We start from the raw sequence: 16,618 nt of genomic DNA, 5'->3' as shown, positions 1-16,618 counted from the left end.
CTACACAAAATCAGGTAGAAAAAGCCTGACTCATTTTTTTACCTCATAATAGAAACTTATCTGATGAAAATATCGATTATAAATACAAATAATTGGCTAATTAATTACTATTTTTGACACGTAAATGAAAAACAGCGAATAACCCCTATTAAAAACTTTAAAATATGATGAAGAAACTACTTACAGTCACTGCCATCGGCTTGGCTTTGTTAACTTGGCACACCAGTTGTACTCAACAACCAAAGGCTCCGGAAGCCTTTACTCCCATCAAAGTAGAAACTCCTGCCCGCCCTGCCGGACAAGAAGATGTAATCCAACTCGTTACTCCTAAAATTGATACCGTTCGTGTCGGTTTCATCGGATTAGGAATGCGTGGTCCCGGCGCCGTGGCACGCTGGACCCATATCCCGGGAACTAAGATTGTAGCATTATGCGACCTGCTTCCCGAACGTGTTGAAAAATCACAAGAAATTTTGAAGAATGCCGGACTTCCTGAAGCTGCTTCTTACAGCGGTTCGGAAGAGGCATGGAAGCAACTTTGTGAACGAGACGATATTGATCTGGTATACATAGCCACCGACTGGAAACATCATGCAGCAATGGGTGTTTATGCCATGGAACATGGCAAACATGTAGCTATCGAAGTTCCTGCCGCCATGACACTGGATGAAATCTGGCAGCTAATCAATACTTCCGAAAAGACCCGTAAACATTGTATGCAGCTCGAAAACTGCGTATATGACTTCTTTGAACTGACCTCTTTAAACATGGCACAACAAGGCGTATTCGGAGAAGTGCTTCATGTAGAAGGTTCATATATCCACAATCTGGAAGATTTCTGGCCTGAATACTGGAATAACTGGCGAATGGATTATAATCATCTGCACCGTGGCGATGTATATGCTACCCACGGCATGGGTCCTGCTTGTCAGGTACTTAATATCCACCGTGGTGACCGCATGAAAACATTGGTATCAATGGATACGAAAGCTGTCAACGGACCGGCTTATATTAAGAAACAAACAGGAGAAGAAGTGACCGACTTCCAGAATGGTGACCAGACTTCTACCCTGATTCGCACAGAGAACGGAAAAACAATGTTGATTCAGCACAACGTAATGACTCCACGCCCATACAGCCGTATGTATCAAATAGTGGGAGCCGATGGTTATGCAAGCAAATATCCGATTGAAGAATATTGCCTGAGACCTTCACAAGTTGATTCAAAAGATGTGCCTAATCATGAGAATCTGAATGCACATGGTTCTGTACCTGAAAACGTAAAGAAAGCCTTGATGGATAAATATAAAGATCCTATTCATATAGAGCTGGAAGAAACAGCCAAGAAAGTAGGTGGACACGGTGGTATGGACTTTATCATGGACTACCGCCTGGCATATTGCTTGCAGAATGGACTGCCATTGGATATGGACGTTTATGACTTGGCAGAATGGTGTTGCATGGCTGAACTTACCAGACTTTCTATCGAAAACAATTCAGCTCCGGTAGAAGTACCCGACTTCACTCGTGGTGGATGGAATAAAGTACAAGGCTACCGTCACGCTTTTGCAAAATAAAACAGAATATTTCCTTTTAGCACGAGCATAATGAACCAATCCGGCTTCTCCCCCAAAGCCGGATTATTCATGGGTTCGTGTTTGAACATTTTATAGATTATCATTATCACGTTTATGAAAACAGCTATTCCAAAGCCTTCTAAGCAAAGCATTATCCGTGAAGCCAGAGATTATGTAATGATTGCCATCGGCATGATTTTGTATGGTATCGGTTGGACCGTTTTTCTGTTGCCTAACGATATCACCACCGGGGGAGTACCGGGTATTGCTTCTATCGTATATTGGGCCACAGGTTTTCCGGTACAATATACGTACTTCAGCATCAACCTCTTCTTGCTGTTACTGGCACTCAAGTTGCTGGGACTAAAGTTTTGCATCAAAACTATTTTCGGTGTATTTACTCTCACCTTCTTTCTGTCCGTCATTCAAAAACTGACGGCAGGTTTCGGTCTTCTCCACGACCAGCCTTTTATGGCATGTGTCATCGGAGCATCCTTCTGTGGAGGCGGCATAGGTGTTGCCTTTTCGGCCAATGGAAGTACGGGAGGTACAGATATTATTGCAGCCATCATCAACAAATACCGGGACATCACATTAGGAAGAGTCGTGCTTATCTGCGATATGATTATCATTTCTTCCAGTTATTTTGTCTTAAAAGACTGGGAAAAAGTGGTGTATGGGTTTGTAACTCTTTATATTTGTAGTTTCGTTCTCGACCAGGTAGTGAATAGCGCCCGCCAATCCGTACAGTTCTTTATCATATCTAACAAATATGAAGAAATAGGACGGCATATTAACGAATATCCACACCGGGGAGTGACGATTATCAATGCAACCGGCTTTTATACAGGACGAGAAGTAAAGATGATGTTTGTATTAGCCAAGAAAAGGGAATCGCCTATCATCTTCCGGTTGATAAAAGACATAGACCCGAATGCATTTGTATCGCAAAGTGCTGTCATCGGAGTGTATGGAGAAGGATTCGATCATATCAAAGTAAAATAAAAAAGAAATGAAAAACCAATATTGAGATACATGAAATTTCGACCAACCCCCAATTTATTAACAGGCATTTTCATGGGAATATTTTCCCTGACAACACTTAGTACAATGGCTGAGAAAGCCGTGAAACCTTATTGGCAGGACGTGCAGGTAGTTGAAGTCAACAAAGAGTATCCACGTACTTCTTTTATGACATACAACAATCGCGCTGATGCTTTGAGTGGCAAGTTCGAACGAAGCAAGTATTACCGCTTGTTGAACGGAACCTGGAAATTCTACTTCGTAGACTCTTATAAAAAGCTTCCCGACAACATTACCGATCCGAACACCAATACAGATTCGTGGGATGATATTCAGGTGCCCGGAAACTGGGAAGTACAAGGACACGGAATAGCCATCTACACCAATCATGGTTATGAATTCAAACCTCGGAACCCGCAACCTCCTACTCTTCCCGAAGCCAATCCGGTAGGAGTTTATCGCCGGGACATCGATATTCCGGCAGACTGGGACGGGCGGGATATCTACTTGCATCTGGCAGGAGCTAAGTCCGGCGTATATGTATATATCAACGGACAAGAAGTAGGATATAGCGAAGACTCCAAGAATCCGGCAGAATTTCTTATCAACAACTACGTGAAGCCGGGAAAGAACGTACTCACAGTTAAAATCTTCCGTTGGAGCACCGGTTCCTATCTTGAATGTCAAGACTTCTGGCGTATGAGTGGCATTGAACGCGATGTTTTTCTGTATTCACAACCTAAAGCCGCTCTCAAAGATTTCCGAATTAAGTCTACGCTGGACGACAGTTACAAAAATGGAATCTTCAGTTTAAATGTCGATTTGAGAAATCATGAAAAGGCTGCAACTAATCTTACATTAGTTTATGAACTATTGGATGCACAAGGAAAAGTTGTAGCTACTGAAGAGAAGACAGCCTATATTCCATCGAACGAAGTGCGTACACTTTCTTTCGATAAGAATCTGACAAATGTCAGCACATGGACTTCCGAACATCCGAATCTATACAAACTGTTGATGACAGTAAAAGAGAATGGCAAAGTCAATGAAATCATTCCTTTCAATGTAGGATTCCGCCGGATTGAGATCAAGCCTATCGAACAGAAAGCTGCTAACGGAAAACCATATGTCTGCTTATTCATCAACGGTCAGCCTCTGAAACTGAAAGGGGTAAATATCCACGAACATAACCCGTCAACAGGTCATTATGTAACAGAGGATTTGATGCGCCGTGACTTCGAATTGATGAAGCAGCATAACTTAAACAGTGTACGCCTTTGCCACTATCCGCAAGACCGCCGTTTCTATGAGCTTTGTGATGAATACGGACTTTATGTATATGATGAAGCCAATGTGGAAAGCCACGGAATGTATTATGATCTCCGGAAAGGCGGTTCACTGGGAAACAACCCCGAATGGCTGAAACCACATATGGATCGCACCATCAATATGTTTGAACGTAATAAGAACTACCCGAGCGTTACATTCTGGTCGCTGGGAAATGAAGCCGGAAACGGATATAATTTCTATCAGACTTATCTGTGGGTGAAAGAGGCTGACAAAGACCTGATGAATCGTCCGGTCAACTATGAACGTGCTCAATGGGAATGGAATTCCGATATGTATGTTCCGCAATATCCGGGTGCCGACTGGCTGGAAAATATCGGAAAGAATGGTAGTGACCGTCCTGTAGCCCCTTCCGAGTACGCACATGCCATGGGAAACTCCACCGGAAATCTGTGGGGACAATGGCAGGCAATTTACAAATATCCGAATCTCCAAGGCGGATATATCTGGGACTGGGTAGACCAGGGCCTTCTCCAAAAAGATAAAAATGGAAGAGAATACTGGGCTTACGGAGGTGACTTCGGGGTAGACGCACCGAGCGATGGTAACTTCCTCTGCAACGGTCTTGTCAATCCGGATCGTGGTCCGCATCCGGCAATGGCTGAAGTGAAATATGTACATCAGAATGTAGGTTTTGAAGCAGTAGATGCCGCAGCCGGTATATTCAAAATCACCAACCGTTTCTATTTCACTAACCTGAAAAAGTATCAGATTCACTACCATATACTCGCTAACGGGAAGACAATAAAAGGTGGAAAAGTATCTTTGGATATTGCTCCGCAAGCCTCTAAAGAGTTCACCGTACCGGTAAATAGTCTGAAAACCCAACCGGGAACAGAATATTTTGTCAACTTCAGTGTAACAACCACAGAGCCTGAACCGCTGATTCCAACCGGATATGAAATTGCATACGACCAGTTCCAACTTCCTATTCAAGCAGAGAAGAGTATTTATAAAGCAAACGGTCCGGCATTGAAAACAACAACCCAAGGAGATGAATTAATCGTTTCTTCCTCCAAAGTAAACTTTGTATTCAACAAGAATAGCGGATTAGTAACCTCGTATAAAGTAGACGGTACTGAATATTTCAAAGACGGATTTGGTATTCAGCCTAACTTCTGGCGTGCTCCTAATGATAATGATTATGGTAACAGCGCTCCTAAACGCTTGCAGGTATGGAAGCAATCAAGCAAAAACTTCCGCATAACGGATGCTACCATGACAACAGAGGATAGAGCAGTTTCTTTAAATGTGACCTACTTATTGGCTGCCGGCAACTTGTATGTCGTCACTTACAAAATCTATCCGAACGGAATAGTCAACGTAAATGCCAAGTTCACATCAACGGATATGCAGCCTACAGAAACAGAAGTTTCCGAAGCTACCCGCATGGCTACATTTACCCCCGGAAGTGATGCTGCCCGCAAGGCTGCCTCCAAATTGGAAGTCCCCCGTATCGGGGTGCGTTTCCGCTTGCCGGCACAGATGAATAATGTACAATACTTTGGCCGTGGCCCGGAAGAGAATTATATCGACCGCAATCACGGAACGCTCGTTGGCGTATATAAGACAACAGCGGATCAAATGTACTTCAACTATGTGCGTCCACAGGAAAACGGACATCACACAGATACCCGTTGGATCGCCTTATCTCCTAATAAAGGAAACGGTCTGGTTTTGGTAGCGGACAGTCTTATCGGATTCAATGCCTTGCGCAACTCTATCGAAGACTTTGACTCTGAAGAAGCTCTGCCCCACCCTTACCAATGGAATAACTTCAGCCCGGAAGAGGTTGCCAATCACGATGAAAACGCTGCCCGCAACGTATTACGTAGAATGCATCATGTCAACGACATCACTCCCAGAGATTTCGTTGAAGTTTGTGTGGATATGAAGCAACAAGGAGTAGGCGGATATGACAGTTGGGGCGCTCGCCCGGAACCTTTCCACCAAATCCCGGCTAACCGTGATTACCAGTGGGGCTTCACATTAGTGCCCGTTCGCTCGGCTAACCAGGCCAACGAAGCTGCTAAATATGATTATCGATAACCTTTGTATAAATTTTTAAAGAAAAAAAACATGAAAGATTTATCTAGCATCGTAGCTAAATTTAAAGTCCAAGGTACGATAGAAGAAATCAAACCTTTGGGTGCAGGACTTATCAACGACACTTATAAAGTAAATACCAAAGAAGCAGATGCTCCCGACTATGTTTTGCAACGCATCAATCATGCCATTTTCCAGAATGTAGAAATGCTTCAATCCAATATTACTGCTGTTACCAATCACATTCGCAAGAAACTGACGGAAGCCGGAGAATCGGATATAGACCGCAAGGTGTTGAGTTTCCTCGAAACAGAAGAAGGTAAAACATACTGGTTCGACGGTGACAGCTATTGGCGTGTGATGGTATTCATCCCACGTGCAAAAACGTATGAGACGGTGAATCCCGAATATTCCAACTATGCAGGAGAAGCCTTCGGCAGCTTCCAGGCTATGTTGGCCGATATTCCAGAAACATTGGGTGAAACCATACCCGATTTCCACAACATGGAGTTCCGCCTCAAACAACTACGTGAAGCCGTTGCAAAGGATGCTGCCGGACGGGTATCAGAAGTGAAGTACTATTTGGATGAAATAGAGAAACGCGCAGATGAAATGTGTAAAGCTGAACGTTTATATCGTGAAGGAAAACTTCCCAAACGCGTTTGCCACTGCGATACGAAAGTGAATAACATGATGTTCGACGAGGATGGTAAAGTGCTTTGTGTCATCGACCTGGATACGGTAATGCCTAGCTTTATATTCTCCGATTATGGTGACTTCCTACGTACAGGTGCCAACACAGGTGATGAAGACGACAAAGACCTTGATCGTGTAAACTTCAATATGGAAATATTCAAAGCATTTACCAAGGGTTATCTGAAAGGAGCTAAATCATTCCTGACGCAGATCGAGATTGAAAATCTTCCTTATGCGGCTGCTTTATTCCCATACATGCAGTGCGTACGATTCCTGGCAGATTATATCAACGGAGATACTTATTATAAAATCAAATATCCGGAACACAACCTCGTTCGCACCAAAGCACAATTCAAATTACTTCAAAGTGTGGAAGCAAACACACCGGAAATGACAGCGTTCATCAACGAATGCTTGTTAAATTGAGAATTAAAAATTGAGAAATAGGGATTATTCAATAATCCCGCTGATTAAAAATATCAAAAAGGCAACTAACTCGTAAAGAATTAGTTGCCTTATATTTTTTTATTTTGAGAATATCCAGAGATAGCCACAGCGCAGCTTATTTCTCAATTTTTAATTCTCAATTCTCAATTCTCAATTTAACAAATGCTCCATTTTTCCAATGGTAGACTACAGGGCGGCGGAGAAACGGTTTCAGTTTCTCTGCTGTTTCTTTTGACATATAGTCGGGGGTTGTTAACGTAAGTGTCAGTTCCGTATTTTCTTTATTAAAATCGGCTTTCATCAATAGCATATCTGCCGAACGACGTGCTTCATCAAACTTATAAACTCCTATTGAATCAGGAGCATTCAGAAAATCATCCATCAAGGGCAAGGTAATAAAGAGAGATGTAGTAAGCGGTTTCCAGTCGTCCGTATAGAAACGGATGCTGCTATCACAAGCAGGAGCACAAACAGTAGAGACTGTACAGATTACGTTCGTTGAATCATTTAGTGCCAACACTTTCATCTGCCAGGTAGATTGAGCTGACATTTGCATACGGATATAGTCTTTACCAAGATCAGTCATCTCCGACTTCTTGCCGAAACGGTTTTCCACTTGCGCTTTCATCTTACTTTCCAGAAAGTCTATACAATCTTCACGATTCACTTTTGTAAGCAAGGGACTTAAAGAATCCGGCATATTCACAAACAAAGTTTTGGCTTCTTGCGCCTGAAGAGCAGTCGAAACAAAAAGTCCGACAGCAGAGAAGAATATAGTGATAACAAGTTTATTTATTTTCATATCTGTCTTATTTAACCTATGACAAACAGTCTTGTGTTACTGTTTTAACTTTTAGACCCCAAATATAAGAATATCATTCCGATTAACACCAGTATAAGGTCAATCGCTTTGCTTTTTAAATTCTTTTCACGGAAGAAAAGCGCACCGAAAGTGAAAGAAACAACCACACTTCCCCGACGCACCATCGAAACGATAGAAATCATCGAATCGTCGTAACTTAATGCGTAAAAGTAAACAAAATCGGCAGCAGAAAGGAAAATGGAAATCAGGATAATCGTCCAATCCCAGCGGAACGGAGTAGTGGACTTTCTTTTAGGCCACCAAAGCAACAGCAGGATAGGACACATGATAAACACCTGATAAACATTATACCAAGATTGCACCAGCATCGGATTCAGAGACTTCATCAGATATTTATCATACAAACCGCTGATAGCACCTGTAATGGCAGCCAGTACAATAAAAAAGATCCATTTGTTATGCTTAAAATCAATTCCTTCTTTCTTTCCCGAACGGCTCAACATAAAGAAAGAGGCAATGGCCAGCATCACGCCAATCCATTGATAGAGATTCAATCGTTCACCAAATACCAGCATAGCTCCCACGAGCACCATCACCGGACGGGTGGCATTGATAGGTCCCACAATGGTTATGGGTAAATGCTTCATTCCGAAATATCCGAATATCCACGAAGACAATACGATGAACGACTTGATGATAATATATTTATGCTGTTCCCAACCAGCAACGGGAACATTGAATATCGTTCCTCCCAACAAATCCGGTTGATAAACGGATATCAGGATAAACGGTAGAAAGATGAGACTGGAAAAAAATGTATTTAGAAACAAGACAGGAAGTACTGCATTATCTTTCAACGATTTCTTCTTGAATACATCATAAAAGCCCAGCAAAGTAGCCGATAGGAATGCTAATAATAACCACATAAGATGATTTACGATTTGACGATTTACTATTTACGATTGAAATTTCCTAAATGATAAGATGCTATTGGTCAGGTAGATTCAAATATATTTTCCGGATACTCCACATTGACTAAAAACAGGGCTTGCCCCGGAGCAGATGTCCCGGCTTTGCAACGGTCCTGCTGTTCTATAATCCGCCGGAAACCTTCAACAGTCAGTTTCCCGCGTCCCACTTCAATGAGTGTGCCTACGATGGCTCGCACCATATTCCGCAGAAAACGGTCGGCACGAATCGTAAATACCCAGGTAGCATCTTCTTCTTGCGTCCATTCGGCATGGGTGATATGACAAATATTGGTCTTTACATCCGTATGAAGTTTACTGAAACTCGTAAAATCGTTGTACTCGAAAAGGATACGTGCAGCTTCGTTCATGCGTTCATAATTCAACTGGTTATAAAGCCGCCAGCGATATTGCCTGTTAAAAGGATATTTCGATGTCGTCACATAATATTTATAAGTTCGCGCAGTCGCATCAAAGCGGGCATGGGCATCCGGCCGAACCCGGCAAACACGATAAATGGAAATATCGGGAGGCAGCAGACGATTTAATTTATCAGTAACAGAAGTAGTATCCAACGGTTCATCGGAATCAAAATGAGCAACCATCAGAGAGGCATGCACTCCCGCATCCGTCCGGCCTGCTCCTATTACTTCAATTTCGCGACGCAGAAAGGTAGACAATGCTTTCATCAGACATTCCTGCACACTAATCCCATTCGGTTGAATCTGCCAACCGTGATAGTTGGTTCCGTCATAAGCCAAATAAATAAAATACCTTTGCACGCTAATTCCTCTCTTTTAGGGTTTTCGCGCGCAAAAGTAGTCATTTTATCTCATTTATCTTTGTATAATTCGCATAAACCTGTATATTTGGAGAACAAAATAATCATGATTCACTAATACCTCACAATTATGAGTAGTACCATTTTCCTTATTATTGCCCTTGTGACAACAGGAATATTTGTAATCCAATTCGTTCTATCCATCTTTTTCGGAGACATAGATGCCGATGTAGACGTGGATGCTGACATCAGCAGCGTAGTTTCTTTTAAAGGACTAACTCATTTTGGAATCGGATTCGGTTGGTACATGTATTTAGCGGGAAACACTGAAATTCAAAGTTATGTCATCGGTATTCTGGTGGGTCTTTTCTTTGTTCTGGCTGTGTGGTTTCTCTATAAGAAAGCTTATCAACTGCAACAAGTGAATCATTCTGAACAGACAGATCAACTTGTAGGACGGGAATGTACCATCTACTTCAAGCAAAGTGACAGCAAATATACAGTACAGACAAGCCGGGACGGAGCAATGCGCGAAGTAGACGTCATCTCCGAATCCGGAAAAGCATATCAGACGGGTGACAGAACAATCATCACCCGTTATAAAGACGGAACGCTATTCATTCAATAACTATTCAAATACACAATTCTATGACACAAGAAATGTTGATTATGGCTGCTATATTAGTGGCAGTCATCCTACTCACTTTTATTGGTATCCTTTCTCGTTACCGCAAATGTAAGAGTGATGAAGTCCTCGTTGTATATGGTAAAACAGGAGGAGATAAGAAGTCAGCGAAGCTATATCACGGTGGTGCAGCTTTCGTATGGCCGATTATCCAGGGATATGAATTCCTTTCCATGAAACCCATGCAGATTGAATGCAAACTGACGGGTGCACTGTCTGCTCAGAATATCCGTGTGGACGTGCCGACTACCATTACTGTAGCTATCAGCACTGATCCCGAAGTAATGCAAAATGCTGCTGAACGTATGCTGGGTTTGACGATGGACGACAAACAGAATTTAATTACCGATGTCGTATATGGTCAGATGCGTATGGTGATCGCCGATATGACTATCGAAGAATTAAATTCAGACCGCGATAAGTTTCTGGCTAAAGTAAAAGACAACATCGATACTGAACTTCGCAAGTTCGGTTTGTACCTGATGAACATCAATATCAGTGACATTCGCGATGCTGCCAACTACATTGTCAACTTAGGTAAGGAAGCTGAAAGTAAGGCTCTGAACGAAGCACAAGCTAACATCGAAGAACAGGAAAAGCTGGGTGCTATCAAAATTGCCAATCAGATTAAGGAACGCGAAACCAAAGTTGCAGAAACGCGTAAAGATCAAGATATCGCCATCGCAGAAACGAAGAAACAACAGGAAATCTCGGTTGCCAATGCAGATAAGGACAGAATTTCTCAAGTAGCCATCGCCAATGCGGAAAAAGAATCACAAGTAGCAAAAGCTGAAGCTGAAAAGAACATCCGTATCGAACAGGCGAATACCGAAAAGGAAAGCCGTGTTGCCGAACTTAACTCGGATATGGAAATCAAGCAGGCGGAAGCTGCCAAGAAAGCTGCCATCGGACGCAATGACGCACAGAAAGAGGTGGCTCTGTCAAATTCAGAACTGGCCGTGACGCAAGCTAATGCCGACAAGCAAGCCGGTGAAGCTGCCGCCAGATCGGAAGCTGCCGTACAAACGGCACGTGAAATTGCCCAGAAGGAGGTAGAAGAAGCCAAAGCACGTAAAGTGGAATCTTCATTGAAAGCTGAAAAGATCGTTCCTGCGGAAATCGCCAGACAGGAAGCTATCCTACAGGCTAACGCCATTGCCGAAAAGATTACTCGTGAGGCAGAAGCACGCGCAAAAGCTACTTTGGCACAAGCGGAAGCAGAAGCAAAAGCTATCCAGATGAAACTGGAAGCAGAAGCGGAAGGTAAGAAACGTTCATTACTTGCTGAAGCGGAAGGTTTCGAAGCAATGGTAAGAGCAGCCGAATCGAACCCGGCCATCGCTATCCAATACAAGATGGTAGACCAATGGAAGGAAATCGCCGGCGAACAGGTAAAGGCATTCGAGCACATGAACTTAGGAAATATCACGGTATTCGACGGAGGAAACGGTGGCACAAGCAATTTCCTGAATACATTAGTAAAGACAGTAGCTCCGAGCCTTGGTATATTGGACAAGCTTCCTATCGGTGAAACAGTGAAAGGCATTATCAATCCGGACAGTAAAACGGAGGAAGAGCCTGCAACGAAAGCTGAAGAGAAGAAGGATAAGAAATAATCCTGCTCCGACAAATAATAGTGCGCTGATGAAAGAACAATCATTTTCTTTCATCAGCGCACTATTTATATACACATAAACAAAAAAAGTCTTTGAATATTCCCCAATTATTACGTTCTTTGTATTACATAAAATATGTAACATAAAAGATATAATAAGATATGAAACTATATAATCCATTCCTTGTGTACGGTTACAACAGTCCGGAATACTTTTGTGACCGGGAAAAAGAAACTGATAAAATGATTTCAGCGTTACAAAACGGGCGGAATCTGACATTAATATCTCCTCGGCGTATGGGAAAGACGGGACTCATCAAAAATGTATTCTACCGGATGAAACAGGAAAAGAATCCGAATACCGCCTATTTCTACATGGATATCTATCCCACACGCGACTTAAAGGCATTCATACAATTGCTTGCTCAAAATGTTCTCGGAAAATTGGATACCCTGTCCCAAAATATACTCAGGCAAATGACCGCTTTCTTCAAATCTTGCCGCCCCATAATCAGTACTGACGAAAGAAGCGGTATGCCTACCGTAACTCTGGACTTTGCCCCTGCTCATGCCGAACAGACACTAAAAGAAGTGCTCGACTATATGGCAGCTTCAAAAAAACATTGTTACCTTGCCATTGATGAGTTCCAACAGATTACAGAATATCCGGAAAAAGGTGTAGAAGCATTGCTCCGTTCTCATATCCAATTCATGCCAAATGTACACTTTATCTTTTCCGGAAGTAAAAAACATGTAATGGAAGAAATGTTCAGTTCTGCAAAACGACCTTTTTATCAAAGTACCCAGATTATTGTATTAAAGGAGATTCCATTGGAGAATTATTATTCATTCGCACACTCATTCTTTGCCAAAGAAAAAAGAGAGCTACCGTTAGAAACATTCTCCTACTTATACCAACTTGAAAACGGACACACCTGGTACATTCAAAGCATACTCAACCGATTGTATGAGAAGAAAATCAACCCTATTGATAACCGACTGGTAGATAGCTGTATAAACGACATTTTAGATGAACAGGAAACCATATACCAAAGTAACCTGACACTACTAACCAACAATCAAGTGGATCTATTGAAAGCTATTGCCACAGAAGGCTGTATAAAAAGTATAAATGCCAATGACTTTATCAAAAGGCATCATCTAAAAACGCCCAGCAGCGTTAACGTGGCACTGAAGTCCTTACTAAATAAAGAACTGATATATAATACACCGGATGGTTATATTGTCTATGACCGTTTTTTCGGAAAATGGCTGAAAGACACAGTGATCTAACCACACTAGAAATGATTTGGCAATTTCATTTCTCATATTCTCATAATATTTGATTAATAATCTACTAATCAACAATATATAATATGAGAAATACTTTTCAATAAGGTATTTCTCATATTATTTTGCCTGAAAAGTCGTAAATAAACGGTATTTCTCATACTTATCATCATGCATTTCTCATACCGAAACTGATATTCAATAAACGGAAGTATATACCTTCTTTTTACTTTCATCACAGACTTCCTTTGTCCCATATATTGTGGGAAGAGATTCCCTAGCTGGAGGGAAAAGATTCCCCCATTTTGTGGGAAAGTATTCCCACATTTTATGAGAATACTTTCCCACAATATATGGGACTATCGGAACTAATAGATATCCTTAACCTAGATCATAGTATTCTATGTATTCGTCAAATTGAGGTGATCCGGCAACGCCCCTCTTGCGGAAAAGTCCTTGTATATATTCCTGCTCCTTCGGCTTTATCAATCGCTCTTTGTTGCAGCAACGGTAATAAACAGTCTTGCCGAAATAGGAAATCATCTGCCGTTTAATAATGTTGGCATCAGCAAGGGGCACACGATCCAATATATGTTTCATTCCCCGTGCAAAAAGCAAAGGCTTTTCATCAATAAAGTAAGTGCAGTCTCCGCCATCGGAAGTGATATGTTCGGGATTGATAACCGTTACAGCAGCCCGTTCTTTCGGCATCCGGAGAGTTACTTGTCGACGCAGACATTTGTCCGCGCGCAAACAATGTCCATTCAAGCAATGAGCAAAGCTGACGGGCATAGAATTGTAATCGAAATCTGTTTTCATGTGTGTTATGTTTAGTGTGAAATGGTCTATTTTTATAAACCGCTACAAATGTATAAAAAAATAGCGTATATTTGCGGGCAAAAAATACAAAATGACTATTTATAAGCTTCGCATATTACCGCTATTTTTATTAGTTATTGGGGTGACAACGCTTACTTCGGGCTGCAAAAAGAAAGATATGTCACTGAAACTGAATGAGCCACGCAACATTCGGGGTGTTGTCAGCTACAAACGTTCTTTCCCTGATTTGAACGACGCACATCTGAAAGCCGCTAAAAAGATCGGTATTAGTCCGCTGGCAGACCGAGAGGAAGCGGAAGCAATGAAAGAAAAGCTGACTCATATCACTGATAATGAATTTTATGCAGTGGATTCATTAACACACTCCATTCCCTACCTCGTTCCACGCGCCAGTGCATTGCTCGATACAATAGGTTCCAACTTTCTCGATTCATTGGCTGCCAAAGGTTTGAATCCTAATCAGGTAATCATCACCTCCGTACTACGCACCGAAAACGATGTGAAACGTCTCCGCCGCCGCAATGGAAATGCCTCCGCCAACTCTGCACATTGCTTTGGAGCAACCTTTGACGTCAGTTGGAAACGTTTCAAAAAAGTAGAAGACAAAGATGGAAGACCGTTGCAAGATGTAAGTGCCGACACACTGAAACTTGTCCTGTCCGAAGTTTTAAGAGACCTGCGACAAGCCGAAAAATGCTACATCAAATACGAATTGAAACAAGGTTGTTTCCATATTACTGCCCGATAAATATCTTTTTCCAAAATCTTTGACCAGCATATCATAAAACCTTCAAGGTAAATTTTGCGTTAAGATGAAAAACTGCTATCTTTGTATGATTCCAACGCTAAAAAAATCAGATTATGGGCAAGCTTTATCCTATCGGCATACAGAATTTTGAAAGTCTTCGCAAAGACGGTTATCTCTATGTAGATAAAACCAAACTTATCTATCAATTAGCAAAGACCGGCCGTTATTATTTTCTTAGCCGTCCCCGCCGTTTTGGAAAAAGTCTGCTGATATCTACCCTTGAAGCTTATTTTTCGGGGAAAAAGGAACTTTTCAAGAATCTAGCCATAGAGGAACTGGAAAAAGAATGGATCAAACATCCCATCCTCCACATTGATCTCAACACCGAAAAATACGATACACCGGAAAGTCTGGAAAATATCTTAAACTTCACACTGGTAAAGTGGGAGCGACTGTATGGCACCTCTTCATCAGAGACCACCTTTTCTTTGCGCTTCCGTGGAATCATCGAACGGGCTTATGAACAAACCGGGCAACGTGTCGTCATTCTTATTGATGAATACGACAAACCCATGTTGCAAGCAATTGGCAACGAAGAACTTCAACAGAAGTTCCGCAACACAATGAAGGCTTTCTACAGTGTATTAAAAACAATGGACGGATTCATCAAACTCGCTTTCCTGACAGGTGTCACTAAGTTCGGAAAAGTGAGTGTATTCAGCGATCTCAACAATCTGATTGATATTTCAATGGACGAACAGTACGTGGAACTCTGTGGTATCACAGAGAAAGAAATCCACGACAATATGGAAGAAGACTTGCATATATTGGCAGACAGACAGAAAATGACTTATGAAAAAGTATGTTCTGAATTGAAAGAATGTTATGATGGTTACCACTTCGTAGAAAACTCCATAGGAATATATAATCCTTTCAGTCTACTCAATACGTTCTATAAAATGAAATTCGGTAGTTACTGGTTTGAGACCGGCACTCCGACTTATCTGGTAGAATTACTTAAAAAATCCAATTATGATCTTCAACGTATCACGCATGAAGAAACGGATGCAGATGTACTGAACAGTATTGATTCGACTTCCCGAAATCCGATACCGGTTATTTACCAAAGTGGATATCTTACAATCAAAGGATTCGACAATCGTTTTGGGATTTATAAATTGGGATTCCCTAACCGGGAAGTAGAAGAAGGCTTTGTTAAATATCTTCTTCCTTTCTATACGAATATAGATTTAATTGAATCCCCTTTCCAAATACGTCAATTTGTGGATGAAGTGGAACAAGGTGATTACAACGCCTTTTTCCGCCGCCTGCAAAGTTTCTTTGCCGATACACCTTACGAATTGATACGCAATTTGGAGCTGCATTATCAAAATGTGCTTTTCATCGTATTCAAACTCATTGGGTTCTATGTAAAAGCAGAATATCATACTTCTCGGGGACGCATTGACCTCGTCTTACAAACCGAGCGTTTCATCTATGTTATGGAATTCAAGTTGGATGGAACTGCCGAAGAAGCTCTGCAACAAATCAATGACAAACATTATGCACAAGCATTTGCCACAGACAAACGACAAATATTCAAGATAGGCATCAATTTCAGTAATGAAACAAGAAACATCGAAAAGTGGATAGTGGAAGATTTGCAGTAAAATTCACCTCTAAACAATCAGAGAATCCAAAACGTTTCATTAAATTTGCAGAAATTTTTCTT

Annotated in this window: 13 protein-coding genes; 9 read left to right on the top strand and 4 right to left on the bottom strand. The window is 41.6% G+C overall.

Translation table 11 applies throughout. From position 1 onward, the window contains the following. Nucleotides 1-167: 167 nt before the first annotated feature. From AB3G73_RS22860 to AB3G73_RS22845, 4 genes are all read left to right on the top strand, one after another. Nucleotides 168-1,577, top strand: coding sequence for a Gfo/Idh/MocA family protein (locus AB3G73_RS22860; RefSeq protein ID WP_074560297.1), 1,410 nt, complete (start codon nt 168-170; stop codon nt 1,575-1,577). Between the two features lie 114 nt (nt 1,578-1,691). Further along, a complete protein-coding gene (locus tag AB3G73_RS22855; RefSeq protein WP_074560295.1) occupies nt 1,692-2,582 on the top strand; it encodes a YitT family protein in 891 nt (296 codons plus the stop codon). A gap of 30 nt (nt 2,583-2,612) precedes the next feature. Beyond that, nucleotides 2,613-5,996 carry a glycoside hydrolase family 2 TIM barrel-domain containing protein gene (locus AB3G73_RS22850; RefSeq protein WP_367745662.1) on the top strand — a complete coding sequence of 1,128 codons (3,384 nt, stop codon included), beginning with the start codon at nt 2,613-2,615 and terminating at the stop codon, nt 5,994-5,996. A gap of 30 nt (nt 5,997-6,026) precedes the next feature. Continuing rightward, nucleotides 6,027-7,115 (top strand): phosphotransferase enzyme family protein, encoded by a 1,089-nt coding sequence (locus AB3G73_RS22845; RefSeq protein ID WP_074560289.1) that lies wholly within the window; start codon nt 6,027-6,029, stop codon nt 7,113-7,115. A 157-nt stretch (nt 7,116-7,272) separates the two neighbouring features. Here the strand turns inward: AB3G73_RS22845 and AB3G73_RS22840 are convergent, their stop codons facing one another. The 3 genes from AB3G73_RS22840 to truA form a co-directional block, all read right to left on the bottom strand. After that, nucleotides 7,273-7,938, bottom strand: coding sequence for a DUF3256 family protein (locus AB3G73_RS22840; protein WP_074560287.1), 666 nt, complete (start codon nt 7,936-7,938; stop codon nt 7,273-7,275). A 44-nt stretch (nt 7,939-7,982) separates the two neighbouring features. Next, the gene (locus tag AB3G73_RS22835; protein WP_004301754.1) at nt 7,983-8,885 is read right to left on the bottom strand and encodes a DMT family transporter; all 903 of its coding nucleotides are present in this window, start codon (nt 8,883-8,885) and stop codon (nt 7,983-7,985) included. Nucleotides 8,886-8,953: 68 nt separating this feature from the next. Next, complete coding sequence (gene truA, locus AB3G73_RS22830) at nt 8,954-9,709, bottom strand: tRNA pseudouridine(38-40) synthase TruA (protein WP_234131881.1); 756 nt, start codon at nt 9,707-9,709, stop codon at nt 8,954-8,956. Nucleotides 9,710-9,838: 129 nt separating this feature from the next. On the opposite strand from truA, the gene AB3G73_RS22825 reads away from it, so the two are divergent. From AB3G73_RS22825 to AB3G73_RS22815, 3 genes are all read left to right on the top strand, one after another. After that, nucleotides 9,839-10,336, top strand: coding sequence for a hypothetical protein (locus AB3G73_RS22825; RefSeq protein WP_148364320.1), 498 nt, complete (start codon nt 9,839-9,841; stop codon nt 10,334-10,336). 20 nt (nt 10,337-10,356) lie between these two features. Beyond that, nucleotides 10,357-12,009: a flotillin family protein gene (locus AB3G73_RS22820; protein ID WP_148364319.1), complete on the top strand. Its 1,653-nt coding sequence runs from the start codon at nt 10,357-10,359 to the stop codon at nt 12,007-12,009. A 161-nt stretch (nt 12,010-12,170) separates the two neighbouring features. Continuing rightward, nucleotides 12,171-13,301, top strand: a complete 1,131-nt coding sequence (locus AB3G73_RS22815) for an ATP-binding protein (protein WP_367745660.1) — start codon at nt 12,171-12,173, stop codon at nt 13,299-13,301. A 378-nt stretch (nt 13,302-13,679) separates the two neighbouring features. On the opposite strand, the gene AB3G73_RS22810 is transcribed toward AB3G73_RS22815, so the two are convergent. Beyond that, nucleotides 13,680-14,117 carry a DUF6078 family protein gene (locus AB3G73_RS22810; protein ID WP_008775467.1) on the bottom strand — a complete coding sequence of 146 codons (438 nt, stop codon included), beginning with the start codon at nt 14,115-14,117 and terminating at the stop codon, nt 13,680-13,682. 91 nt (nt 14,118-14,208) lie between these two features. Between AB3G73_RS22810 and AB3G73_RS22805 the strand changes: the two genes are divergently transcribed. Beyond that, nucleotides 14,209-14,886, top strand: a complete 678-nt coding sequence (locus tag AB3G73_RS22805; RefSeq protein WP_234131880.1) for a DUF5715 family protein — start codon at nt 14,209-14,211, stop codon at nt 14,884-14,886. 113 nt (nt 14,887-14,999) lie between these two features. After that, on the top strand, nt 15,000-16,556 hold the full coding sequence (locus AB3G73_RS22800) for an ATP-binding protein (protein WP_167511724.1): 1,557 nt from the start codon (nt 15,000-15,002) through the stop codon (nt 16,554-16,556). Nucleotides 16,557-16,618: the final 62 nt, after the last annotated feature.

The sequence above is a fragment of the Bacteroides sp. L008 genome (assembly GCF_040812255.1).
GTDB classification, from domain to species: domain Bacteria; phylum Bacteroidota; class Bacteroidia; order Bacteroidales; family Bacteroidaceae; genus Bacteroides; species Bacteroides vicugnae.
This window is presented reverse-complemented; position numbering and strand designations above follow the sequence as displayed.